Origin of the sequence: Streptomyces sp. NPDC006458 (genome assembly GCF_040612135.1) — a bacterium.
Taxonomy (GTDB): Bacteria; Actinomycetota; Actinomycetes; order Streptomycetales; family Streptomycetaceae; genus Streptomyces.
Genome location: NZ_JBEXPR010000005.1, coordinates 117,556 through 141,638, shown reverse-complemented (window position 1 = coordinate 141,638; position 24,083 = coordinate 117,556). Strand labels below are relative to the sequence as shown.

The window sequence follows — 24,083 nt, the reverse complement described above, 5'->3', positions numbered from 1 at the left end:
CCTCACCATCATTGCAACAAATTCCCCCATCTGAGCTGCACATATACTCATCGCGCGCAACGAGTACGTTGCCAGAATCTCGAACGCAACGTAGCTTTTCCCAAGTCGGAAACAACGACCGAAGGAAGAGACGATGCAGAAGTTCGCCACCCCCGCCCCCATCTCCGTCGTCCTCGACATCCCCGCCGGCCGCATCCAGCTCATCGCCGCCGACCGGCCCGACACCACCGTCGAGATCCGCCCCGCCGACGCCGCCAGGAGCCGCGACGCCGAGGCCGCGGAGCAGATCGAGGTCGCCTACGACGACGGCGTCCTGCGCATCGGGGCCCCGGAGGCGAGGAACCGGATCCTCGGCCACCGCGGAGCCGTCGAGATCACGGTCCAGGTCCCCGCCGGCTCCCGCGTCCAGGCCAGGGCGGCCGACGCCGAACTCCGCGGCGTGGGACGCCTCGGCGACGTCACCTACGAGGCCGCGCGGGGCCCGGTCAAGCTCGACGAGACCGCCACCGCCCGCCTCACCGTCCAGGCCGGCGACATCACCCTCGGCCGCCTGACCGGCCCCGCCGAGATCACCACCCAGAAGGGCGACATCCGCGTCACCGAGGCCGCCCGCGGCACGGTCACCCTGCACACCCGCTACGGCGACATCGCGGTCGGCGCGACCCGCGGCACCTCCGCCTCGCTGAACGCCGGCACCGCCCACGGCCGCATCAGCAACACCCTCCGCAACACCGAAGGCGAGGCCGCCACCCTCGCCGTCCACGCCACCACCGGCCACGGCGACATCACCGCCCGCGGCCTCTGAGACCCGACATCACCGAAGGGGGACCACCCATGACCGACCTGGCCATCACGGCGAGCGGACTGCGCAAGTCCTACGGCGACAAGACCGTCCTGGACGGCGTCGATCTGTCCGTCCCGCAAGGAACGACCTTCGCGCTGCTCGGCCCGAACGGCGCGGGCAAGACCACGACCGTGCAGATCCTCTCCACCCTCGTCAGCGCCGACGGCGGACGGGCCCGGGTCGCGGGCCACGACCTGACCACCGCGCCACAGGCGGTCCGCGCGGCGATCGGCGTCACCGGACAGTTCTCCGCGGTCGACGGCCTGATCACCGGCGAGGAGAACATGCTCCTGATGGCGGACCTGCACCACCTCTCCAAGCGCGAGGGACGCCAGGTCACCGCCGGCCTGCTGGACCGCTTCGACCTCACCGAGGCGGCGCGGAAGCCGGCCGCCACCTACTCCGGCGGCATGAAGCGCCGCCTGGACATCGCGATGACCCTGGTCGGCAGCCCGCGGATCATCTTCCTCGACGAGCCCACCACCGGCCTCGACCCGCGCAGCCGCCACAACATGTGGCAGATCATCCGCGAACTCGTCTCCGACGGCGTCACCGTCTTCCTCACCACCCAGTACCTGGAAGAGGCGGACGAACTCGCCGACCGCATCGCCGTCCTCGACAACGGAAAGATCGCCGCCGAGGGCACCGCCGAGGAACTCAAGCGCCTCGTCCCCGGCGGACACGTCCGGCTCCGCTTCACCGACCCGGCCGCGTACCGGTCGGCCGCCGCCGCCCTGCGCGAGACCACGCGGGACGACGAGTCCCTCGCCCTCCAGATCCCCAGCGACGGCAGCCAGCGCGAGCTGCGCGCCATCCTCGACTGGCTGGACGCCGCCGGCGTCGAGGCCGACGAACTGACCGTGCACACCCCCGACCTCGACGACGTGTTCTTCGCCCTGATCAGCTCCACCGCCGTCCCCCACCAGCCCAAGGAAGACGCCCGATGAGTTCCCCCCTGGCTCCCGCCCGCCCGGCCCGGCTCTCCATCGCCGTCCGCGACTCGACAACCATGCTGCGCCGCAACCTCCTGCACGCCCGGCGCTACCCGTCCCTCACCCTCAACCTGCTGCTCACGCCCGTGATGCTGCTCCTGCTGTTCGTCTACATCTTCGGCGACACCATGAGCGCGGGCATCGGCGGCGGCGGCCCGGACCGCTCCGAGTACATCGCGTACATCGTCCCGGGCCTGCTGCTCATGACCATCGGCAGCACCACGATCGGCACGGCGGTCTCCGTCTCCAACGACATGACCGAGGGCATCATCGCCCGCTTCCGCACCATGGCGATCCACCGCGGCTCGGTCCTCGTCGGGCACGTGGTCGGCAGCGTCCTGCGGAGCGTGATGAGCGTGGTCCTCGTCGGCGCCGTGGGCGTGGCCATCGGCTTCCGCTCCACCGACGCCACCGTCCTGGAGTGGCTCGCCGCCTTCGGACTGCTCGTGCTCTTCGCCCTGGCACTCACCTGGATCGCGGTCGGCATGGGCCTGGTCAGCCCCAACGCCGAGGCGGCCGGCAACAACGCGATGCCGCTGATCTTCCTGCCGCTCATCTCCAGCACCTTCGTGCCGGTCGACGCGATGCCGGGCTGGTTCCGGCCGGTCGCCGAGTACCAGCCCTTCACCCCGGCCATCGAAACCCTGCGCGGACTGCTCCTCGGCACCGGGATCGGCCACAACGGCTGGCTCGCCGTCGCCTGGTGCCTGGGCCTGGCAACCCTCGGCTACTTCTGGTCGACCTCGAAGTTCAACGCCGACCCGAAGTAACCACCATGACCACGCGGACCGACTCCGCAACCCGTCCCGCCCGAGGGCGGCGTACCCGGCACCCGTCGACGTACGCCGCCCTGTGGGAAGCAGCGCTACCGCCCCCCACCCCACCGGACACCAGCGGGCCGCCGCAGGCACCAGCACACCGGCCGTCAATGCCTCCGCACGGTCGCCGACCGCCGCAACCGACTGATCACCGAACGAAGTTCCGCGCCCCGCAGCAGGGCGTGATCCCCCTCGGACATCCCCACGTCGACCGCCCCGGCCCCCGCCCACAACGCGAACTCCTCGTCCCGAAGCCCGAACACGGTACGCGGCGCCAGCACCACAGAACCGTCCTCCCCGTCCCCCGCCTCCTCGCCGAACACCCGCACCGGGTGGGAGGCGTCCCACGCCTCCCACCCCGGATCCCCGTCCCGCACGAACCGCACCCACGCCCCGTGCATCGCCTCCGCCAACTCCACCGGTGCCCCCTCCCCCGCCAGTTTCACCGCGTCCCGCGCCTCCCCCGTGCCGAACACGAACCCCAGCTCCAGCGCATGACACGACCCGAGGTCCGGCAGCCGGGAGGGCCAGGCGAACTCGTACACGTACGACGTCCCGGCCCGAGCCTGGGCCAGCCGGTGCAACGGCACCCGCAGCAGATGGTCGGTCACCATCTGCCCGACGACCTCGGCCGTCCCCGCCTCCGGATGCAGCGCCCGGTACCCGCGCGTCACCTCCGGCCCGCACCGGCACCGGGCCCGCGCCCCCGCCAGCCCGACCGCGCCCAGCCGGTCCACCCGCTCCAGCAGCCCGCCCGGCACCAGCCACAGCCGGTACTCGTCCCGGGTCCACCCCAGCATCAGCTCGGCACCCACCGCGACCGACCCCTCGACCAGCGCCTCCAGCGGATCGCGCGGCACGAGATCCCCGTCGACGACGATCCCGAAGGCGGGCCCGCCCAGCACGGGACTGCTCAGCCGCCCGGCCTCCGCCTGCGTGCGCAGCAGCAGCTCCCGGTCGACCTGAGCGAAGGCCTCCGCCGTGGCCGGCACCTTCAACCGGGCGGCCATGCGCCGGACCATCCGCCGCACCTTGTCCCGCTCACCGGCCTCGGGCGGCCCGCTCTGCAGGACGGCCCGCCGGAACAGCCCCTGCGCCTGGGGCGCGGCGATCAGCGCCCCGGTGCTGATGGCACCGGCCGACTGCCCGGCGAGGGTCACCCGTTCGGGGTCGCCCCCGAAGGCCGCGACGGCCTCGTGGACCCACTGGAGCGCGGCCAGCTGGTCGCGCAGCCCCGCGTTGGCGGGGGCGTCGGGGAACAGCCCGTAGCCCTCGACGCCGAGCCGGTAGTTGACGGAGACGACGACCACGCCGTCCCGGGCGAAGGCCCGCCCCTCGTACACGGGCACCGCGGAGGACCCCCGGGTCAGCGCGCCACCGTGCAGCCACACGAGCACGGGCAGCCGCGCACCGGGGCCGGGCTCCGGGGTCCAGACGTTCAGGTTGAGGCAGTCGTCACCCGCCACGACGGGATCGGACAGATACTGCGCGAACGCCTCGGAGTACGGCGGTTTCGGCGCGGTGGGCCCGAAGGCGCCGGCGTCCCGCACCCCCGCCCAGGTCTCGGGCGGCTCCGGCGGCCGGAACCGGCGCGGCCCGAAGGGCGGAGCGGCGTAGGGAATGCCCCGGAACACCGCGACGCCGTTCTCGAACCGGCCTCGCACGGCCCCGTACGGCGTCGTGACCACGGGTTGCGCCTGGTCCGCTCTCATGCGCCCACCAGCCCTTCGCGAGGCTCGACAACATCAGAGCATCACATCATCCGCTCGTATTCCGTCGCTCGATTAGGCCACTGGACGTACAGCGGAGCGGGCACCCGCGCCCGGAACAGCCGCACCCCGAACAGCCCGCCCCTCGAACAAGAGGCAATGCGGAGGGGCGCCGAGGATTCCCGCACCGGGCCCGCATATCCTGCACGGTCGCAGCCCGCGACCGTCCTGGAGAGGCACACCCGATGAAGATCCGTTCGGCCCCCGTCCCGATCAGGGGCCGGGCCCTGGCCGCCGCTCTGGCCACCGTCGCGGTCGCGGCCTGTCTGGCGGCCCTCCCGTCCCCCGCGCGGGGTGGCGAGGCGGCGGGTGCCGACGAACTGCCGCTGGGCCCCGGCCCGCTGCCGGAGACCCGGACGTCCCGGCAGCTCGCCGAGGGGGTCACCCAGGTCTCGATCGAGCGGGGACAGACGTCGGCGGAGGAGTTCTGGACCGTCACGGTCGGCCTGGGCACGAACGAGCAGGAAGTCGCCGAGCTGGAGGGCAAGGTCCGCGCGGCGGGTTACGAGCCGCGCCGGGACGCCACGGCCGGACCGGACCCCCGCGGCCCGCGCGACCAGCCGCTGGGCTGGATGGTGCGGGTCGGCCGGTACACCGACCGGGCGGAGGCCGACCTGGTCAGGACCGAGATGGCGGCCGGCGGTCTGACCGGGAGCGTCCACCACACCGGCGAGGACGGACACGGCACGACCGGCCCGTGGTCCCTCGACGTGCTGGTGATCGACCCCACCCGGTTCACCGGCCGTCTGCGCTCGGTGCTGTCCAACGGGATCGTGCCGGGCCGCGAGACGACGAGCGCGACGGCACGGCGCACCGGGGCGCTCGCCGCGGTCAACGGCGGCTTCTTCGTCATCGGCGGCGAGCGCACGACGCCCGGCCCGTGGCTGGCCGGTACGGACGGCGACCTCGCCGGCATCTCGGTGGTCGGCGGGGACCTCGTCTCGGAGGCCGTGAACGACCGGCCCGCGCTGATCCTGCCGAGCGAGTCCGGCCGGCGGGCCGCGGTCCGGCGGGTCAGCACGAAGATCACGGTGCATCCGGCGGACGGCACGGCACGGCTGGTGACCGGCCTCAACCGCCAGGCGGGGCTGGTCGTCAACTGCGGAGGCGTCGGGACGGCCACGCCCTTCACCCATCCCGCGCACGACTACACCTGCGGCAACGCCAACGAACTGATCGCCGTCACACCGAAGTTCGGCACCAGCGCGCCGGAAGGGCCCGGTTTCCAGGCCACGCTCGACGCCGACGGGAAGGTGACCGCCGTACGCAACGGCCGGGGCGGCGCCGTGCCGGCGCGGGGCACCGTCCTGCAGGGGACCGGCAGCGGTGCCGAGTGGCTGCGCGCCCAGGCCCGGGTGGGAGCGCGGCTGACGATGCGGACGACGGTGGCGGACGTGGACACCGGGTTGCGCGTGCCGCTCAAGTCGACGACCTCGGTGGTCAACGGCGGCCCGCTGCTGCTGCGGAACGGCCAGGTGGTCCTCGACCCGGTGCGGGACGGCTGGAGCCCGCAGGACATCCAGGGCGCGGACCGCGCCGCCCTGTACAACAGCTGGTACCTCCAGCGCGCCCCGCGCACCGCGGCCGGGGTCACCGCCAACGGGCGGATCGTCCTGCTCACCGTCGACGGCCGGCGCCCCGGCCACAGCGCGGGCCTGACGATCGCCGAGACGGCCGAGGTCATGCGCAGCCTCGGCGCGGTGAACGCCATCAACCTCGACGGCGGCGGTTCGACGGCGATGGTGGTGAACGACGAGCTCCAGGGCGTCCCCAGCGACCGCGCGGGCGAACGCCCCGACGGAGACGCGCTCGTGGTCCTGCCGCACTGAACGCGCTCGCGGTCCTGCCGCACCGGCCACCACGGGAACGGGCCACTCACCGCCCACCCGCTCCGCCACTCACCGCCCGCCCGCACCGAACCCACAAGAACACCCACTCACCGCCACTCCGCCATGTGCCCTCCGTTCGCGGGCGAGGATGCGTAGCCTCGGCCAGGATGAACACGACTCCCGCACAGCTCGACCACCTCGTCCTCGCGACGCCCGACCTGGCGGGCACCGTCGCCGACTTCGCCCGCCGCACCGGCGTGACGCCCGCCCCCGGCGGCGTGCACGTCGGCCTCGGCACCCGCAACCACCTGGTGTCACTGGGGGGTTCGGCCTACCTGGAGATCATCGGCCCCGATCCCGAGCAGGCCGGACACGACGGGCCACGCCCGTTCGCCGTCGACGTGCTGCCCGTGCCGCGCACGGTCACCTGGGCGATCCACCCCGCCGACCTGGACGCCACGATCGCCACCGCCCGCGCCCGCGGCTACGACCCGGGCCCCGCGCGCCCCATGAGCCGCCGCACACCCGAAGGCACCCTGCTGAGCTGGCGGCTGACCGACGGCACCGACGCCCACCCCTCCGGTCTGGTCCCGTTCCTGATCGACTGGGGCGCCTCGCCCCACCCCTCGGCGTCCGGGCTGCCCGTCACTCCCCTGCTCGCGCTCACCGCCACCACCCCGGATCCGGACGGGCTGCGCCCGCTGCTCGCCGCACTGGACGTCGAACTCCCTTTGTCCGAGGGCCCGGTGGGGATGCGGTTCACGGTGGAGACACCACACGGGCCGGTCAGCTTCGACTGAACGGGGATGTCCGATTCCTTCAAGACACCCCCACCCCACCCCGCCTACCGTCGAGCCATGAGCCCACGATTCGACGCCATCGGCCTGATCGTCACCGACATGGCCGCCTCCGTCCCCTTCTACCGCCGCCTCGGCTTCGCCTTCCCCGACGGCTCCGAACAGCAGCCGCACGCGGAGGCCCGGCTGCCCGGCGGGGCACGGCTGATGCTGGACACCGAGGAGACCGTGCGGTCCTTCCACCCGGGCTGGCGGGCCCCCACCAAAGGCCCGCGCAGCGCCCTGGCCCTGCTCTGCGACGGCCCCGCCGAGGTGGACACCGTGTACGAGGAGCTGACCGGCGCGGGGTACCACGGCGAGCTCAAGCCCTGGGACACCGCGTGGGGCCAGCGGTACGCCGTCGTGCACGACCCCGACGGCAACGCGGTCGACCTCTTCGCCCCGGCCGAAGCGTCCTCAGCCGAATAGCCGCCCCGGCGTGGCGCCGGTCAACTCCCGCACCTCACGGGTGAGATGCGCCTGGTCGGCGTACCCGGCACGCGCGGCGGTCTCGGCCAGGGCGACACCGGAACGGGCCAGCCCCAGGGCCCTCTGGAGGCGCAGGATCCGCCCGAGGGTCTTGGGGCCGTATCCGAAGGCGGTCAGCGACCGGCGGTGCAACTGCCTTTCCCCGAAGCCGAGTTCGGCGGCCACGTCGGCCACCGGACGGCCCGCGTCGAGCGCCTGGACGACCCGCCCGAGCAGCGGGTCGCCGAGTTCGGCCTCGCCCGCGAGCCGCAGCGCCACGTCCTCCAGTCCGCGCGCCGGATCACCGGCGGCGGCCACCCGCGCCGCCAGGCGCCGCACCTCACCGGCGGGCCGGAGGTCGGCCAACTCCACTCGTCGGTCGCGCAGTTCATGGGCGGGGACGCCGAGCAGAGCGGGTCCGTCCCCGGGCCGGAAGCGCACGCCCGCCCAGGCTCCGCCCGCCGCGTCGGTGACGTAGGCCCGGGTGTCGGGCCCGGCGACCAGCAGCCGCCCGTCGTGCCAGAGCAGATCCATGCATCCGTCGGGCAGGACACGTCCGCCACCGGGCCCGGGGCTGTTGCGCCACACCACGGCCCCGGAGACCCGGGACGGCCGCTCCGCGTACCCGCCGCTCACGTCCTCACGCCCCTCGTGCCCGATGCTCCTGTGGGCTCACCCCGTACACCCGCTTGAACGCCCCGGACAGCGCGAACGCGCTGCCGTACCCGACCCGCCGGGCGATGGCCTCCAGGGTGTCGTCGGTGTCCCGCAGCGCGTCCGCCGCGAGCGCCAGCCGCCAGCCGGTGAGGTAGCTCATCGGCGGCTCCCCGACGAGTTCGCCGAACCGGCGCGCGAGGGCGGCGCGCGAGACACCGGCCTTCGCGGCCAGGCCCGCGACCGTCCAGGGGTGCGCGGGATCGTCCTGGATCAGCCGCAGCGCGCGTCCCACCACCGGGTCGGCCATCGCCCGGTACCAGGCGGGTGTCTCCGCCTCGGGCCGCGAGAACCAGGCCCGTAGCGCGGCGATGACCAGCAGGTCCAGGAGCCGGTCGAGGACCACCTCCTGCCCGGGTTCGTCGCGGACGATCTCCTCCATGAGCAGGTGCGTGAGCGGGCAGTCCCAGGTGTCGGAGGTGAGGGTGAGCAGCGGCGGCAGCGCGTCCAGCAGGCGTCCGCTGACCTCGCCGGGCCACAGATAGGTGCCGATGAGCACCACGGTCCCGCCGTCGAGGGTGTCGCCCCAGGTCCGCACGCCGAGGTCCATGGAGCCGTTGAGCGGCCGCCCGTCGGGGTAGCTGCACTCGCCGCCGGGCAGGACCAGGGCCTGCGGGGCGGTGCCGGGGTCGTCGGCGCAGGTGTAGGGGTCGGGGCCGCGTGCGACGGCGAGGTCGCCGGCGCGCAGTCGCACCTTCTCGCCGCTGTCCGGCACGACCCACGCGTCCCCGCGGACCACCAGCATCACGGTGAGCGGCGCCCGGTCCTCCACCCGCACGCTCCACGGCGGGTCGAAACACGCCCGGATCATGAAGGCGCCGCGGGCCCGGGGCCCTTCGAGCAGACCTGCGAGAGCGTCCATGGAGTCAGCGTAGACGCGCGCTTATGGCAATGAGCCGTTCGGCGATGGGCCCGCGCCGTGCACGGCAGTTGACTGAGGTCATGACTCAGCGCACACAGAACATGACCGTGGTGGTGACGGGTGCCTCGGGGCGCACCGGGAGCAGGGTGGCCGAGGCGGCGAAGTCCGCGGGGCTGACGGTACGGACGGCCTCGCGGGCCGACGGGTTCGACTGGAGCGACCCGGGGACCTGGGTGCCGACGCTGCGCGGCGCGGACGCCGTCTACCTCGTCCACCCCACCGACGTGGGCTCGCCGCAGGCCACCGCGCAGATGGGTGCGCTGGCCCGCGAAGCGGTCGGGCTCGGCGCACGGCGGCTGGTGCTGCTGTCGGCGCGCGGTGAGGAGCAGGCGCTGGCGACGGAGGAGGCGGTCCGGGCGTCGGGGGCGGACTGGACCGTCGTACGGGCGGCGTGGTTCATGCAGAACTTCAGCGAGGGCGTGCTCGCGGACGGCATCCGGGCGGCCGGTGAGCTGGTGTTCCCGGGCGGTGACGTGCGGGAGCCGTTCATCGACGTGCGGGACGTCGCGGATGTGGTGGTGGCCGCGCTGACGTCGGGCGACCGGTACGTGGGGCGGGAGATCGAGGTGTCCGGGCCGCGGCTGCTGTCCTTCGGGGACGCGATGGCGGAGGTGTCCGTGGCGGCCGGGCGGGAACTGCCGTACCGGGCGGTGCCGGCGCGTGCCTTCGGTGAGATGCTCGCCGAGTTCGGGACGCCCGCCGAGGAGGCCGACTTCCTCGTCGAACTGTTCGAGACCCTGCTCGACGGGCGCAACGCCCACCTCTCGGACGGCGTCCGGCAGGTCCTGGGCCGTGCGCCGCGCGACTTCGGGGACTTCGTACGGGAGGCCGCGGCGTCCTGGAAGGACTGAGCGGGCCCGGCGGCCGGTCCCGGCCGGTCACCTCGGCGACGGCCGCTCCCCGGCGCCGGGGGCGCCGGCCCTCACTTCTCCGGCGGAGTCTCCCCCGTCGCGGACCCCGGCTTCTCCGTACTCTTCGCATGCGCGCGAAAGCGCGCGGTGACGTCGTCGTGCGGCAGGAAGCGGGACCACCGTTCGGGGAACTCGGACGGCATGTCCGGATCCTCGGGGTCGGTCTCGTCGCGGTGGGCGGCGGCGCGGGCGACGTACTCGGCGACCTGCTGCTGCCGCAGCCGCTCGTTGGCCTCACGGGCGGCGGCGGTCGCGGCGGCCGGCCAGACCCGGTCGATGGCCGCGTTGACGGCGGCGCCGACCAGAACGGCGAAGGCGGAGACGCCGATCCACAGCATCACGGCGACGGCGGCGGCCAGCGAGCCGTAGATCGTGGCGCCCTCGACCGTGTTGGTGAGGTAAATGCGCAGCAGGAAGCTGCCGAGCACCCACATACCGAGGGCGACCAGCGCGCCGGGCACGTCCTCGATCCACGGGGAGCGCACGGGCACGGAGACGTGGTAGAGCGTGGTGAGGAAGGCGATGGACAGCACGATGACGACGGGCCAGTAGAGCACCTGGACGAGCGTCGTGGACCAGGGCAGGACCCGCAGCACCGCGTCCGGCCCGGCCACCATCAGCGGCAGCGCGACCGAGCCGATCAGCAGGCCCACGATGAACAGCCCGAACGCCAGCAGCCGCGTCTTGACGATGCCGCGGACGCCGTCGAGGCCGTACATCACGGTGATGGTGTCGATGAAGACGTTGACCGCGCGCGAGCCGGACCACAGGGCGAACAGGAAGCCTATGGAGATGATGTCGGGGCGGCCGCCCTGCATCACGTCGTCCAGGATCGGCCGCGCGATCTGGTGCACTCCCTTCTCGGACAGGACCGTTCGGGAGGCCTCCAGGAGGTTGGTCTCCAGGCTGGTGATGGTGTCGGTGCCGGTCCAGTCGTCGACGTAGGCGAGCATGCCGATCAGGCTGAGCAGCAGCGGCGGCACGGAGAGCAGGGTGAAGAACGCGGCCTCCGCGGCGAGGCCGAGGATGCGGTACTCGATGCAGGAATTGACGGTGTCCTTCAGCAGCAGCCAGGCCGTCCTGCGCTTGGAGACGTTCCGGTAGAGCGCACGCGCGCGGTGGAGACGGCCGGAACGCCGTCTCCCGGGGGATTCACTTGCTGGCTGCACGACCCAACGGTATCCGCCGTGGCGGAGTGCACTCACCCTGGTCGGGCGGCGGACCGTGTCCCCCTCGTGCCCCCTTACCCGTACCGGGGTAGGTTCCGGTGCATGGCACGCAGCACCCACACCGTGACCAACCAGCCTCCCGCGCTCACCGGCTACGACGTCTTCGGCACCGATCAGGTGCTCGTGGAGGCGGTCGAGCGGCATCTCGCCCCGGATCTGATCGCGGAGGCGACGGGCGAGCTGTCGCTGCTCGGGCGTACCTCCGGCTCGGCCCAGGTGCAGGAGTGGGGGGTGCAGGCCAACGAGCATCCACCGCGGCTGCGCACCCACGACCGCTACGGCCGGCGGGTCGACGAGGTCGACTTCCATCCGGCCTGGCACCGGCTGCTCGGCAAGGGCGTGGCCGCGGGACTGACGTCGGCCTGGAACCGGCCGGGCGGGCATGTGCGGCGGGCGGCGGCGTTCCTGGTGTGGACGCAGGTCGAGGCGGGCAATCTGTGCCCCCTGTCCATGACCCACGCGGCCGTCCCGGCCCTGCGCACCGATCCGGACCTCGCCGCCGTCTGGGAGCCGCTGCTCACGTCCGTCCTGTACGACCGTGACCTGCGGCCCGCCCGGCTGAAGGCGGGCGCGTTGTTCGGGATGGGCATGACGGAGAAGCAGGGCGGCAGCGACGTCCGAGCGAACGCCACGGCCGCGCGGCCGCTCGCCGAGGACGGCACGTACGAGCTGACCGGGCACAAGTGGTTCTGCTCGGCTCCGATGTCGGACGGCTTCCTGGTGCTGGCGCAGGCTCCGGACGGTCTGACCTGTTTCCTGGTGCCGCGGGTGCTGGAGGACGGCTCACGGAACGTGTTCCTGATCCAGCGGCTGAAGGACAAGCTGGGCAACCGGTCGAACGCCTCCGCCGAGGTCGAGTTCGACGGCACCTGGGCGCGCCGGGTCGGTGCGCGGGGGCGTGGGGTGCGCACCATCATCGACATGGTGGCGGCGACCCGGCTGGACTGTGTGCTGGGTTCGGCGGGCCTGATGCGGCAGGCGGTCGCGCAGGCCGTCCATCACTGCGCGCACCGCGAGGCGTTCGGCGGGAAGCTCGTCGACAAGCCGCTGATGCGCAATGTGCTGGCCGATCTCGCGCTGGAGTCCGAGGCGGCGACGACCCTGGCGCTGCGGCTGGCGGCGGCGTACGACGACGGCGGTGAGCAGGAGCGGGCGTTTCTGCGCCTGGCGCTGCCGGCGGCCAAGTACTGGGTGACCAAACGCTGTACGCCGCTCGTGGTGGAGGCGGCGGAGTGCCTGGGCGGCAACGGGTACGTCGAGGACTCGGGGCTGCCCAGGCTGGTGCGGGAGTCGCCGCTGAACTCGGTCTGGGAGGGCGCCGGGAACGTACAGGCGCTGGATGTGCTGCGGGCGCTGCAGCGCGAGCCGATGGCGCTGAACGCGTTCCTTCAGGAGGTCGGGCAGGCACGCGGGGCCGATCACCGGCTGGACGCGGCGATCAAGGGGCTGCTGACGGAACTGGCCGACCTGGAGGGCATCGAGGCCAGGGCGCGGCGGCTGGTGGAACGGCTCGCGCTGGTGCTCCAGGGGGCGCTGCTGGTGCGGTACGCGCCGCCCGCGGTGGCCGACGCGTTCTGCGCGGCCCGGCTGGGCAGGGACGGGGGCGCGGCGTTCGGGACGCTGCCGCACACGCTGGACCTGGCCTCGATCGTGGAGCGGGCCCGGCCGCCGGTGTGACCCGGGGGCGCTCCGCGCCGCCGGCGGGGGAAGTCCCGCCCTGCCGCCGGGGGTGGTGCTGCGCCGACACGGCACCACCCCCGCACGACTGGCCCCTGAGAAGGCCATGGACGCCGCACGGGCGACGTCGCTCAAGTTTCAATCACCGTACTGCTGTTCACCAGGGTTGCAGAGGGTTGCAACTTTGCACGGCGATGACCGGACTGCGCCCCTCCGTCCCGAAAGGGCGGCAGTATGGACGAACCCGCCAGTACACGACCGGAAACCGTCGACCCCAGGGGCTTGACATCCGGTCGCCGCACAGCTTTTCCCGGGAGGATCCCGTGGCGAACCCGCCGATGAACGTGACGCAGTTGGCCGCCTTCGACGCGGCGCACGCGGCGCGGATGCTCTGCGCGGTGCGCGAGGCGACGCTCTCCGGGCAGCGGACGCCCCTCGCGCCCCGGCCGGTGATCGAGGACTCCTGGGGACGGATGCTGCGCGGCGGGGTCGATCCCGACCACGACTTCCGCTCGGGCCTGCTCACACCGGACGAGGTGCGCCGGCGCCGGGAGGAGTCGCCGCTGCTCCCGGTGCTGTCGGTGCTGCGGGAGGGCCTGTTGTCGGTCGCGGACGCCGCGCGGCACATCATGGTCGTCGCGGACGCGGACGCCCGGGTGCTGTGGCGGGAGGGCAGCGTGCCCGTGCTGCGCAAGGCGGACAGCCTGGGCTTAGAGATCGGCGCGGACTGGCGCGAGCACGTGGTCGGCACCAACGGGGTGGGCACGCCGGCGGTGGTACGGCGGCCCGTGCAGGTGTTCGCCTCCGAGCACTTCGTGCGCTCGCACGCCACCTGGACCTGCGCGGGGGCGCCGATCACCGACCCGCGCGACGGCCGGCTGATCGGCGTGGTCGATGTGAGCGGGCCGCTGGAGACGATGCATCCGGCCACGCTCGCCTGGGTCGACGCGGTGGCCAAGCTCGCCGAGGCGCGGCTGCGGGAACTGCATCTGACCTCGCTGGAGCGGTTGCGGGCGGTGGCGGCCCCGGTGCTGGCCCGGATCGGCGGACGCGCGCTGGTGATGGACCGGGACGGCTGGACGGCCGCGGTCACCGGCGTGCCGTACACGAGCCGGACCGTACTGCCCAAGTCCCTGTCGGCGGGCCAGCGGTGGCTGCCCGGGCTCGGGCTGTGCACGCTGGAGCCGCTGGCCGGGGGCTGGCTGGTGCGGTCCGCCGCGGCGGACCGGCCGCAGTCGCGCGCGGGCACCCGGATCGTGCTCGATCTGACACAGCCGCGCCGCTGGTCGGTGGCGGTGTCCGGCGGGGCGGGTGAATGGTGCCGCGAACTCAGCCCCCGGCACGCGGAGTTGCTCTTTCTGCTGGCCAGACGGCCGGCCGGGCGCAGCGCCGCGGGACTGGCCGAGGACCTGTTCGGCGACGGTGGGCGCACGGTGACGGTACGGGCCGAGATGTCCCGGGTCCGACGGTATCTGGAAGGGTTCCTGGAGCATCGGCCGTATCGTTTCTGCGAGGACCTGGACGTAGAGGTTCTCCTGCCGGACGATCCGGGCGACCTGCTGCCGCACTCCAGCGCACCCGCGGTACGGGCGGCGCGCCGAGGCGCGGCGCCCTGAGGGGAAGCCGGCCGGCGAGGGCCCTCTCGCGGCCCGGGAGTGCGGAACCCGGCACAGGAGCGCTGAACCCGGCGACGGGGCCGGAGCCCCGTCTCCGCCGTCCGGCGCGGTGAACCCGCTCCGCTCCCGGGTGACTTCCTCCGCCGAATTGCCCGGTCCTCGTCCGCCCGCCCACCCCGCTGCCGTAGCATCGGCTGAGGCCGTCTCGACTGTGTCTTGATCAACGTACGGATCACCAGGCGCAGTTGACCCGGCCCGGGCGAGCCTGGAGAGGGAGCTCATGAAGCATCGCGGCAGACACCGCCGACGCAGACGGGGCAGGGCGCTGCGCGCGTTCCTGACCGGGACCGCGCTCGCGCTGACCGGCGCCGCGACCATGATCAGCGTCTCCCAGGCGACGGTCGACGAGGACCCCGGCGCGCTGAAGACCCTCGCCGCCGACGGATCCGCCCGGCTGACCGAGGACCTCGTACCCTCCCGTGCCCTGGACCGCCTCACCCGCGAGATGGGCCACCCCGTCGGCATCGGGACCCTGCTCGCCCGCACCGACCACACCCTGCGCCCGGCGGACTCGTGCACCACCGCCGAGCGCGCCGCGCTGCCCGTCGCCCCCACCGCCACCCGCGCCCACTGCTGGGACCCCGCCGACACCGACGCCCGCCGCCCGGGGGCGGTCACCACCTCCGCGGACGCGGACGACGACGGCGCCTGGGGCACGCACCGGGTGGTCCTCGCGGGCTGGTCCACGACCACGGCGGGCACGGACACCGGAAACAGGACGGACACCGCGAACGGGACGGACACCGGCGGCGGGACGGACGCCTCGGCCCGGGCCGAGCGCCCGGCGCTCGCCCGTGTCTCCTTCGTCGACGCCGACCCCTCCCACCACCCGGCCTACACCTCGGCCCTTCTCGTCGTACCGGTCGACGACGGGCGCGACTACCGGCCGCTGGCCTCCGACCTGTCCGGCATGGTCTGGTACGAGGACAAGCTGCTGGTCACCGCGGACGACGCCGTGTACGTCTACGACATGCACCGCATCCTGCGCACGACCGTGTCCGCCCCCTCGGCCGGCCGGGTGCCCGGGGGCTGGTCGGCGTACGGGCTGCGGTACGTCCTGCCCGCCGTCGGCGCCTACCGACTCGCCCCCGGCGCGCCCCGCCCCGGTGCCCTCTCCCTGGACCGCAGCACGGCACCCGACAGCCTGGTCCTGACCCAGCGCGCGGCCGGGGACGGCGAGGACGGCACCCTGCTGCGGCGCTACTCCTTCAGCACCGACCCGGACCGTTCCGGCCTCCTCGCCACGGGCGCCCCGGGCGCCACCGGACAGGCCGACCCCGTCGAGACGCTCGGCACCGCGGCGAACGACGTGCGCGGCGTGCTGTCGTACCGCTCGGGCTGGTACGTCAGCCGGGCCGGTGAGGACGGGCCCGGCTCGCTGTGGCGCCAGGACACCGAGGGTGCCCGGGTCACCGAGTGCGGCTCCGACCACGCCTCCCGCTGCTGGAGCACCTCGACCGCCTCCCTGTCCTACTGGGCGCGGACCGGGGAGGTGTGGACGCAGTCGGGACGCATGCTGTTCGCGCTGCCGCTGCGCGAGATCGACCGGGCCCTGGACTGACGGCCGCCCGGACTGACGCCATCCGGGCTGACGGCCGTACCGCTCCCGGGGCGGCCGCGGCGTCGGCGGCGGCCCTGACGGCCGTACTCCGGACCCGATCGACAGATGTGCGGAAGGGATGATTCCCTGACGGACATGAGCACTGTCGTCGTGACCACCTGGTCCCTGGAGCAGACCGCGCCCACCGATCTCCTGCCGGCCGCCGCGCCGGAGGGCGCCGTGCGGATCGTGCGGGCCGAGCTGCCCTCGCCCGAGTTCAGCCGCTTCCTGTACGCGTCCGTCGGCGGGGACATCCTGTGGACCGACCGGCTCGGCTGGACGTACGCGCGCTGGCAGGAGCACCTGGGGCGGCCCGGCGCGGAGACCTGGGTCGCCTACGAGCGGGGCACGCCCGCCGGGTACGTGGAGCTGAGCCCGCAGGACGACGGCGTCGTGGAGATCGAGTACTTCGGGCTGATCCCCGCCTTCCGCGGCCGGCGCATCGGCGGTCATCTGCTGTCGGTGGGCACCGCCCGCGCCTGGGACCTCGCGGACCGCTGGCCGCGGCGCACCCCGACCAAGCGGGTGTGGCTGCACACATGCAGCAAGGACGGCGAGTTCGCGATGGACAACTACCAGCGCCGCGGCTTCAAGCTGTTCGACACCAAGGTGGAGGAGGAGCCGGTGCGGCCCACACCCGGCCCCTGGACCGGCGCATACCCTGCCTGACCTGCGCCGACAAGCCTGTCCGCCGACGGTGTGACCGAGGACACCCTTGTCCCACATACCGGGACAAGGGTGTCCGCATGTTGGACGAAGCTGGACTGTGTCCAGATCGCCGTGACACGCTTCCGTCATGTCTGGAACTGGAATTGCCTTGGTGAGTCGGCGGCACGTCGACCTCGGCCGCGTGTCCAGCGCCATCTGTCCGGCGAGCTGACACCACCAGCACTGCCGCGTTCCCCTTTCCAGACTTTCCCGGCGTTCCCTGCGCGATGATGCGCGGGTATGCCCCCATGCGCCCGTAGGCGCAGGTCAGAGCCGCTCCCCGGTCCCGAAGGACGTAACAACCATGGCCGCCAACCCGCAGAACCCCGCTGCCGCGACTCCCCGCCGCAAGGTGAGCCGTCACCGTGGCGAGGGTCAGTGGGCCGCGGGGCACTTCACCCCGCTGAACGGCAACGAGCAGTTCAAGAAGGACGACGACGGTCTCAATGTGCGGACACGCATTGAGACGATCTACTCCAAGCGCGGCTTCGACTCGATCGACCCCAACGACCTGCGCGGCCGGATGCGGTGGTGGGGTCTGTACACGCAGCGCAAGCCCGGGATCGACGGCGGCAAGACCGCGATCCTGGAGCCGGAGGAGCTGGACGACGAGTTCTTCATGCTGCGCGTCCGCATCGACGGCGGCCGGCTGACCACCGAGCAGCTGCGGGTGATCGGCGAGATCTCGCAGGAGTTCGCGCGCGGCACCGCGGACATCACCGACCGGCAGAACGTCCAGTACCACTGGATCCGCATCGAGGACGTGCCCGAGATCTGGAACCGCCTGGAGGCGGTCGGTCTTTCCACCACCGAGGCGTGCGGCGACACCCCGCGTGTGATCATCGGCTCCCCGGTCGCGGGCATCGCCGCCGACGAGATCATCGACGGCAGCCCGGCCATCGAGGAGATCCAGCGCCGGGTCATCGGCAACAAGGCCTTCTCCAACCTGCCCCGCAAGTTCAAGTCCGCGATCTCCGGCTCGCCGCTGCTGGACGTGGCGCACGAGATCAACGACGTGGCGTTCGTGGGCGTGAACCACCCCGAGCACGGCCCCGGCTTCGACGTGTGGGTCGGCGGCGGCCTGTCCACCAACCCCAAGATCGGCGTCCGGCTCGGCGCCTGGGTGCCGCTGGACGAGGTCCCGGACGTCTACGAGGGCGTCATCTCGATCTTCCGTGACCACGGCTACCGCCGTCTTCGTACGCGGGCCCGCCTGAAGTTCCTCGTCGCCGACTGGGGCCCGGAGAAGTTCCGCGAGGTCCTGGAGAACGACTACCTCAAGCGCAAGCTGGCCGACGGCCCCGCCCCCGATCAGCCGGTCGCCCGCTGGCGCGACCACGTCGGAGTGCACCGGCAGAACGACGGCCGCTTCTACGTCGGTTTCGCCCCGCGCGTCGGCCGCGTCGACGGCACCACGCTCACCAAGATCGCCGACCTGGCGGAGGCGCACGGCTCGGGCCGGGTGCGCACGACGGTCGAGCAGAAGATGATCGTCCTCGATGTCGAGGAGGGGCAGGTCGAGTCGCTGGTCGAGGCGCTGGAGGCGCTGGACCTCACCGCCAAGCCCTCCCCGTTCCGGCGCGGCACGATGGCCTGCACCGGCATCGAGTACTGCAAGCTCGCGATCGTCGAGACCAAGGCGCGCGGCGCCGCTCTGATCGACGAACTGGAGCGCCGCATCCCGGACTTCGACGAGCCGATCACCATCAACCTCAACGGCTGCCCCAACGCCTGCGCCCGTATCCAGGTCGCGGACATCGGTCTCAAGGGCCAGCTGGTCCTGAACGACCAGGGCGAGCAGGTCGAGGGCTACCAGGTGCACCTGGGCGGCGCCCTCGGTCTGGAGGCCGGATTCGGCCGCAAGGTGCGTGGCCTGAAGGTCACCTCCGAGGAACTGCCCGACTATGTCGAGCGGGTGCTCAAGCGGTTCGAGGCCGAGCGCGAGGACGGCGAGCGGTTCGCGGCCTGGGCCGCGCGTGCCTCCGAGGAGGCCCTGTCGTGAGCGAGCGTGCCGCCCCCTTCTACTGCCCCTACTGCGGCGACGAGGATCTGCGTCCGAACGAGCAGGGCCATGGCGCCTGGGAATGCGCGGCGTGCAACCGCGCATTCCAGTTGAAGTTCCTCGGGCTGCTGACCCGTGGACTTCAGCCCAACTCAAGCGGAGGGGACGAGTCATGACGACGGCTCAGGAAGTGCGTACGGCCGAGGAGTTGAAGGCGCTCGCCGAGCAGGCGGGCCGCGAGCTGGAGGACGCCTCCGCGCTGGAGATCCTCAAGTGGGCGGTCGACACCTTCGGCAAGCGCTTCTGCGTGACCTCCTCCATGGAGGACGCGGTGGTCGCGCACCTGGCCTCGCGGGCGATGCCCGGCGTGGACGTCGTGTTCCTCGACACCGGCTACCACTTCGAGGAGACCATCGGCACCCGTGACGCGGTCGAGGCGGTGATGGACGTCAACGTCATCACGCTCACCCCGCGGCAGACGGTCGCCGAGCAGGACGCCGAGTACGGCCCGAAGCTGCACGACCGCGAGCCCGACCTGTGCTGCAAGCTCCGCAAGGTGCGGCCGCTGGAGGAAGGGCTCACTGCCTACCAGGCCTGGGCGACCGGGCTGCGCCGCGACGAGTCCCCGACCCGGGCGAACACCCCGGTCGTCGGCTGGGACGAGAAGCGGCGGAAGGTCAAGATCTCCCCGATCGCCCGCTGGACCCAGGACGACGTCGACGCCTATGTCACCGAACACGGGGTGCTCACCAACCCGCTGCTGATGGACGGTTACGCCTCCGTCGGCTGCGCGCCCTGCACCCGCCGGGTGCTGGCAGGCGAGGACGCGCGGGCCGGACGCTGGGCGGGCCGCGCCAAGACCGAGTGCGGACTGCACGCATGACGAGCCCTCAGACCCCTCAGACTCAGGAGAAGCACGTGACGACCGGAGCCACCGTCTGGCTCACGGGTCTGCCGAGCGCCGGCAAGACCACCATCGCGTACGAGCTGGCCGGCCGGCTGCGCGAGGAGGGCCACCGCGTCGAGGTCCTCGACGGCGACGAGATCCGCGAGTTCATCTCCGCGGGCCTCGGCTTCAGCCGCGAGGACCGGCACACCAACGTCCAGCGCATCGGCTTCCTCGCCGAACTCCTCGCCCGCAACGGCGTCCTGGTCCTCGTCCCGGTCATCGCGCCGTACGCCGACAGCCGCGACGCCGTGCGCAAGCGCCACGAGGCGAACTCGACGGCGTACGTCGAGGTGCATGTGGCCACGCCCGTCGAGGTGTGCAGCGTGCGGGACGTCAAGGGTCTGTACGCCAAGCAGGCCGCGGGCGAGCTGACCGGGCTCACCGGGGTCGACGACCCGTACGAGGAGCCCGAGACGCCCGATCTGCGGATCGAGTCCCAGAACCAGACCGTGCAGGAGTCCGCGGCGGCGGTGTACGCCCTGCTGACCGAAAGGAGCCTGGCGTGACCACGGTTGCCACCCTCCACGAGGACACCGACACCCCGTACTCGCTCTCCCACCTGGACGCCCTGGAGTCCGAGGCCGTCCACATCTTCCGGGAGGTGGCGGGCGAGTTCGAGAAGCCGGTGATCCTTTTCTCCGGCGGCAAGGACTCGATCGTCATGCTGCACCTGGCGCTGAAGGCGTTCGCCCCGGCGCCGGTGCCCTTCACGCTGCTGCACGTGGACACCGGGCACAACTTCCCCGAGGTCATCGAGTACCGCGACCGCACGGTCGCCGCGCACAACCTGCGGCTGCACGTGGCCTCGGTGCAGGACTACATCGACCGCGGTGTCCTCAAGGAGCGCCCGGACGGCACCCGCAACCCGCTCCAGACGCTGCCGCTGACGGAGAAGATCCAGGCGGAGAAGTTCGACGCGGTCTTCGGCGGCGGCCGCCGCGACGAGGAGAAGGCCCGCGCCAAGGAGCGCGTGTTCTCGCTGCGCGACGAGTTCTCCCAGTGGGACCCGCGCCGCCAGCGCCCCGAGCTGTGGAACCTCTACAACGGCCGGCACGCGCCCGGTGAGCACGTCCGGGTCTTCCCGCTGTCCAACTGGACCGAGCTGGACGTGTGGCAGTACATCGACCGCGAGGGCATCGAGCTGCCGGAGATCTACTTCGCGCACGAGCGCGATGTGTTCCAGCGAGGCGGCATGTGGCTGACCGCCGGTGAGTGGGGCGGGCCGAAGGACGGCGAGACCGTCGAGAAGCGCCTGATCCGCTACCGCACGGTCGGCGACATGTCCTGCACCGGTGCCGTCGACTCCGACGCCACCACGCTGGACGCCGTGATCACCGAGATCGCCGCCTCCCGGCTCACCGAGCGCGGCGCCACCCGTGCCGACGACAAGCTCTCCGAGGCCGCGATGGAAGACCGTAAGCGCGAGGGGTACTTCTAGCCATGAGCACCACCACGACCGAGGAACTCTCGGCCACCACCCTGCTGCGGTTCGCCACCGCGGGCTCCGTCGACGACGGCAAGTCCACCCTGGTGGGCCGGCTGCTGCACGACTCCAAGTCGGTCCTCGCCGACCAGCTGGAGGCCGTGGAGCACGCCTCGCGCAACCGCGGCCAGGAGGCCCCCGACCTCGCGCTGCTCACCGACGGCCTGCGCGCCGAGCGCGAGCAGGGCATCACCATCGACGTGGCCTACCGCTACTTCGCCACGCCCCGGCGCCGGTTCATCCTCGCCGACACCCCCGGGCATGTGCAGTACACGCGGAACATGGTCACCGGCGCCTCCACGGCCGAGCTGACGGTCGTCCTGGTCGACGCCCGCAACGGCGTCGTCGAGCAGACCCGCCGGCACGCGGCCATCGCCGCCCTGCTGCGCGTGCCGCACGTCGTCCTCGCCGTCAACAAGATGGACCTGGTGGCCTACCAGGAGGCTGTCTTCGCGAAGATCGCCGAGGAGTTCACCGCCTACGCCACCGAGCTGGGCGTCCCCGAGGTCACCGCGATCCCGATCTCGGCGCTGGAGGGCGACAACGTGGTGGAGCCCTCCGCCCACATGGACTGGTACGGCGGCCCGACCGTGCTGGAGCACCTGGAGACGGTGCCGGTCAGCCACGACCTGGCGCACTGCCACGCGCGGCTGCCCGTGCAGTACGTGATCCGCCCGCAGACCGCCGAGCACCCCGACTACCGCGGCTACGCGGGCCAGATCGCCGCCGGTTCGTTCCGCGTCGGCGAGGACGTCACCGTCCTGCCGTCCGGCCGTACCACGAAGATCTCCGGGATCGACCTGCTGGGCAGGCCGGTCGACGTGGCGTGGACGACCCAGTCGGTGACGGTGCTGCTCGCGGACGACATCGACGTCTCGCGCGGCGACCTGATCGTGCCGACCAAGGACGCGCCGGCGACCACGCAGGACGTGGAGGCCACGGTCTGCCATGTCGCCGACCAGCCGCTGACCGTGGGCCACCGGGTCCTGATCAAGCACGGCACGCGCACGGTGAAGGCGATCGTCAAGGACATCCCGTCCCGGCTCACCCTCGACGACCTGTCCCTGCACCCGCACCCGGGGCAGCTCGTCGCCAACGACATCGGGCGCGTGAAGATCCGCACCGCGGAACCGCTGCCCGTCGACGCCTACGCCGACTCCCGCCGCACCGGTTCGTTCATCCTGATCGATCCGGCCGACGGCACCACGCTCACCGCGGGGATGGTCGGCGAGTCCTTCGCCACGCCGGAGCCGGTCAAGGACCACTCCGAGGACGACGGGTGGGACTTCTGAACATGAACTCGACCGACTACTACTCCACGTTCGCCAAGGAAGGCGGCCGCGTCGGCAGCGGCGCCCTCGGCAGCGGGCAGGGCGGGGTGGCGCGATGTGTGCGATGACGTACGCGCACTGCCTGCGCGCCCTGTCCCCCCACCCGCCGTCCCGGAAGAGACGAAGACCTGCCGACCTCCCGGCCACGACCTGAAGTTCGTGACCGCCGGGCCAACGAGAGGAAAGCCTCCCGTGCCTGCCAATTCCGCTCTCCGCCGCACCTTCGCGGTGATCACCGCCCTCCCCCTGCTCACCCTCGCCGCCTGCGGCTACGGCTCCGACTCCAAGGACGACGCCGCCCCGAAGGCGAAGGTCGCCGCCGACGCCGTGAAGATCGACGGTCTCGACTCCGTCAGAATCGGCTACTTCGGCAATCTGACCCACGCGACCGCGCTGGTCGGCAACCAGAAGGGCTTCTTCCAGAAGGCGCTCGGCGCCACGGAGGCCAAGTACCAGGTCTTCAACGCGGGTCCCTCGGAGATCGAGGCGCTGAACTCGGGCTCCATCGACATCGGCTGGATCGGCCCGTCCCCGTCGATCAACGGCTACACCAAGTCCAAGGGCACGAACCTGCGCATCATCGGCGGCTCGGCCTCCGGCGGCGTGAAGCTCGTGGTCAACCCGGACAAGATCAAGTCCATCAAGGACGTCAAGGGCAAGAAGATCGCGACCCCGCAGCTGGGCAACACGCAGGACGTGGCGCTGCTCAACTGGGTCGCGGAGCAGGGCTGGAAGGTCGACGCGGAGAGCGGCAAGGGTGACGTGTCCGTGGTCCGCACGGACAACAAGGTCACGCCGGACGCCTACAAGGCCGGTTCCATCGACGGCGCCTGGGTGCCGGAGCCGACCGCGTCCAAGCTGGTGGCCGAGGGCGCGAAGGTGCTGCTGGACGAGGCGGACCTGTGGCCGGACAAGAAGTTCGTGATCACGAACATCATCGTGTCGCAGAAGTTCCTCAAGGAGCACCCGAAGGCCGTCGAGGCCGTGCTGAAGGCGTCGGTCGACACCAACAAGTGGATCAACGCCAACCCGGACGAGGCCAAGGCCGCGGCCAACACCCAGCTCGGCATCGACTCGGGCAAGGAGCTCAAGCCCGAGGTCCTGGACCCCGCGTGGAACTCCATCCAGTTCACCAACGACCCGCTGGCGGCGACCCTCAACACCGAGGCGCAGCACGCGGTGAAGGCCGGTCTGCTGGAGGACCCGCTGCTGGCGGGCATCTACGACCTCAAGCTGCTCAACCAGGTGCTCGCCGCCGCGGGTGAGAGCTCGGTCGACGACGCCGGACTCGGCACCAAGTAAGCCCGCTGACCCCTTCGTTCCCC

Annotated in this window: 23 protein-coding genes; 19 read left to right on the top strand and 4 right to left on the bottom strand. The window is 72.3% G+C overall.

Features of this window, described 5'->3' with window-relative positions:
* Positions 1-133: 133 nt before the first annotated feature.
* From ABZZ79_RS08815 to ABZZ79_RS08805, 3 genes are read left to right on the top strand one after another with little or no spacing between them, the layout of a single operon-like run.
* A complete protein-coding gene (locus tag ABZZ79_RS08815; protein WP_356687962.1) occupies positions 134-805 on the top strand; it encodes a DUF4097 family beta strand repeat-containing protein in 672 nt (223 codons plus the stop codon).
* 29 nt (positions 806-834) lie between these two features.
* On the top strand, positions 835-1,791 hold the full coding sequence (locus ABZZ79_RS08810) for an ATP-binding cassette domain-containing protein (RefSeq protein WP_356687960.1): 957 nt from the start codon (positions 835-837) through the stop codon (positions 1,789-1,791).
* A complete protein-coding gene (locus ABZZ79_RS08805) occupies positions 1,788-2,606 on the top strand; it encodes an ABC transporter permease (protein ID WP_356687958.1) in 819 nt (272 codons plus the stop codon). Before ABZZ79_RS08810 ends, ABZZ79_RS08805 begins: the two co-directional genes overlap by 4 nt.
* 155 nt (positions 2,607-2,761) lie before the next feature.
* Here the strand turns inward: ABZZ79_RS08805 and ABZZ79_RS08800 are convergent, their stop codons facing one another.
* Positions 2,762-4,366 (bottom strand): carboxylesterase family protein, encoded by a 1,605-nt coding sequence (locus ABZZ79_RS08800; RefSeq protein WP_356687956.1) that lies wholly within the window; start codon positions 4,364-4,366, stop codon positions 2,762-2,764.
* A 242-nt stretch (positions 4,367-4,608) separates the two neighbouring features.
* Between ABZZ79_RS08800 and ABZZ79_RS08795 the strand changes: the two genes are divergently transcribed.
* The 3 genes from ABZZ79_RS08795 (at position 4,609) to ABZZ79_RS08785 (ending at position 7,517) form a co-directional block, all read left to right on the top strand.
* On the top strand, positions 4,609-6,252 hold the full coding sequence (locus ABZZ79_RS08795; protein ID WP_356687954.1) for a phosphodiester glycosidase family protein: 1,644 nt from the start codon (positions 4,609-4,611) through the stop codon (positions 6,250-6,252).
* A gap of 167 nt (positions 6,253-6,419) precedes the next feature.
* The gene (locus tag ABZZ79_RS08790; RefSeq protein ID WP_356687952.1) at positions 6,420-7,052 is read left to right on the top strand and encodes a VOC family protein; all 633 of its coding nucleotides are present in this window, start codon (positions 6,420-6,422) and stop codon (positions 7,050-7,052) included.
* A gap of 57 nt (positions 7,053-7,109) precedes the next feature.
* The gene (locus ABZZ79_RS08785) at positions 7,110-7,517 is read left to right on the top strand and encodes a VOC family protein (protein WP_356687950.1); all 408 of its coding nucleotides are present in this window, start codon (positions 7,110-7,112) and stop codon (positions 7,515-7,517) included.
* On the opposite strand, the gene ABZZ79_RS08780 is transcribed toward ABZZ79_RS08785, so the two are convergent.
* Both ABZZ79_RS08780 and ABZZ79_RS08775 read right to left on the bottom strand, forming a co-directional pair.
* On the bottom strand, positions 7,506-8,192 hold the full coding sequence (locus ABZZ79_RS08780) for a helix-turn-helix transcriptional regulator (protein WP_356687948.1): 687 nt from the start codon (positions 8,190-8,192) through the stop codon (positions 7,506-7,508). The two genes, ABZZ79_RS08785 and ABZZ79_RS08780, sit on opposite strands and share 12 nt — an antisense overlap.
* Before the next feature lie 4 nt (positions 8,193-8,196).
* A complete protein-coding gene (locus ABZZ79_RS08775; protein ID WP_356687946.1) occupies positions 8,197-9,132 on the bottom strand; it encodes an AraC family transcriptional regulator in 936 nt (311 codons plus the stop codon).
* An 80-nt stretch (positions 9,133-9,212) separates the two neighbouring features.
* Between ABZZ79_RS08775 and ABZZ79_RS08770 the strand changes: the two genes are divergently transcribed.
* Positions 9,213-10,043 (top strand): NAD(P)H-binding protein, encoded by an 831-nt coding sequence (locus ABZZ79_RS08770; protein ID WP_356687944.1) that lies wholly within the window; start codon positions 9,213-9,215, stop codon positions 10,041-10,043.
* 71 nt (positions 10,044-10,114) lie between these two features.
* On the opposite strand, the gene ABZZ79_RS08765 is transcribed toward ABZZ79_RS08770, so the two are convergent.
* On the bottom strand, positions 10,115-11,272 hold the full coding sequence (locus ABZZ79_RS08765) for a YihY/virulence factor BrkB family protein (protein WP_356687942.1): 1,158 nt from the start codon (positions 11,270-11,272) through the stop codon (positions 10,115-10,117).
* Positions 11,273-11,374: 102 nt separating this feature from the next.
* Between ABZZ79_RS08765 and ABZZ79_RS08760 the strand changes: the two genes are divergently transcribed.
* The 12 genes from ABZZ79_RS08760 (at position 11,375) to ABZZ79_RS08705 (ending at position 24,060) form a co-directional block, all read left to right on the top strand.
* Positions 11,375-13,009, top strand: coding sequence for an acyl-CoA dehydrogenase family protein (locus ABZZ79_RS08760; protein ID WP_356687940.1), 1,635 nt, complete (start codon positions 11,375-11,377; stop codon positions 13,007-13,009).
* 323 nt (positions 13,010-13,332) lie between these two features.
* Positions 13,333-14,625 (top strand): GAF domain-containing protein, encoded by a 1,293-nt coding sequence (locus ABZZ79_RS08755; protein ID WP_356687938.1) that lies wholly within the window; start codon positions 13,333-13,335, stop codon positions 14,623-14,625.
* 280 nt (positions 14,626-14,905) lie between these two features.
* Positions 14,906-16,246, top strand: coding sequence for a hypothetical protein (locus ABZZ79_RS08750; protein WP_356687936.1), 1,341 nt, complete (start codon positions 14,906-14,908; stop codon positions 16,244-16,246).
* 135 nt (positions 16,247-16,381) lie between these two features.
* Positions 16,382-16,954 (top strand): GNAT family N-acetyltransferase, encoded by a 573-nt coding sequence (locus ABZZ79_RS08745; protein ID WP_356687935.1) that lies wholly within the window; start codon positions 16,382-16,384, stop codon positions 16,952-16,954.
* 127 nt (positions 16,955-17,081) lie between these two features.
* Positions 17,082-17,165, top strand: coding sequence for a putative leader peptide (locus tag ABZZ79_RS08740; protein ID WP_311203059.1), 84 nt, complete (start codon positions 17,082-17,084; stop codon positions 17,163-17,165).
* 132 nt (positions 17,166-17,297) lie between these two features.
* A complete protein-coding gene (locus tag ABZZ79_RS08735) occupies positions 17,298-18,995 on the top strand; it encodes a nitrite/sulfite reductase (protein WP_356687933.1) in 1,698 nt (565 codons plus the stop codon).
* Positions 18,992-19,171: a hypothetical protein gene (locus tag ABZZ79_RS08730; protein WP_356687931.1), complete on the top strand. Its 180-nt coding sequence runs from the start codon at positions 18,992-18,994 to the stop codon at positions 19,169-19,171. Before ABZZ79_RS08735 ends, ABZZ79_RS08730 begins: the two co-directional genes overlap by 4 nt.
* Positions 19,168-19,878, top strand: a complete 711-nt coding sequence (locus ABZZ79_RS08725) for a phosphoadenylyl-sulfate reductase (RefSeq protein WP_356687929.1) — start codon at positions 19,168-19,170, stop codon at positions 19,876-19,878. The genes ABZZ79_RS08730 and ABZZ79_RS08725 overlap by 4 nt, the downstream gene beginning before the upstream one ends.
* Positions 19,875-20,450 carry an adenylyl-sulfate kinase gene (cysC, locus tag ABZZ79_RS08720; RefSeq protein ID WP_356687927.1) on the top strand — a complete coding sequence of 192 codons (576 nt, stop codon included), beginning with the start codon at positions 19,875-19,877 and terminating at the stop codon, positions 20,448-20,450. Before ABZZ79_RS08725 ends, cysC begins: the two co-directional genes overlap by 4 nt.
* Positions 20,447-21,382 carry a sulfate adenylyltransferase subunit CysD gene (cysD, locus tag ABZZ79_RS08715; RefSeq protein WP_356687925.1) on the top strand — a complete coding sequence of 312 codons (936 nt, stop codon included), beginning with the start codon at positions 20,447-20,449 and terminating at the stop codon, positions 21,380-21,382. The genes cysC and cysD overlap by 4 nt, the downstream gene beginning before the upstream one ends.
* Positions 21,383-21,384: 2 nt before the next feature.
* The gene (locus ABZZ79_RS08710) at positions 21,385-22,719 is read left to right on the top strand and encodes a GTP-binding protein (RefSeq protein WP_356687922.1); all 1,335 of its coding nucleotides are present in this window, start codon (positions 21,385-21,387) and stop codon (positions 22,717-22,719) included.
* A 231-nt stretch (positions 22,720-22,950) separates the two neighbouring features.
* Positions 22,951-24,060, top strand: a complete 1,110-nt coding sequence (locus ABZZ79_RS08705; RefSeq protein ID WP_356687920.1) for an aliphatic sulfonate ABC transporter substrate-binding protein — start codon at positions 22,951-22,953, stop codon at positions 24,058-24,060.
* Positions 24,061-24,083: the final 23 nt, after the last annotated feature.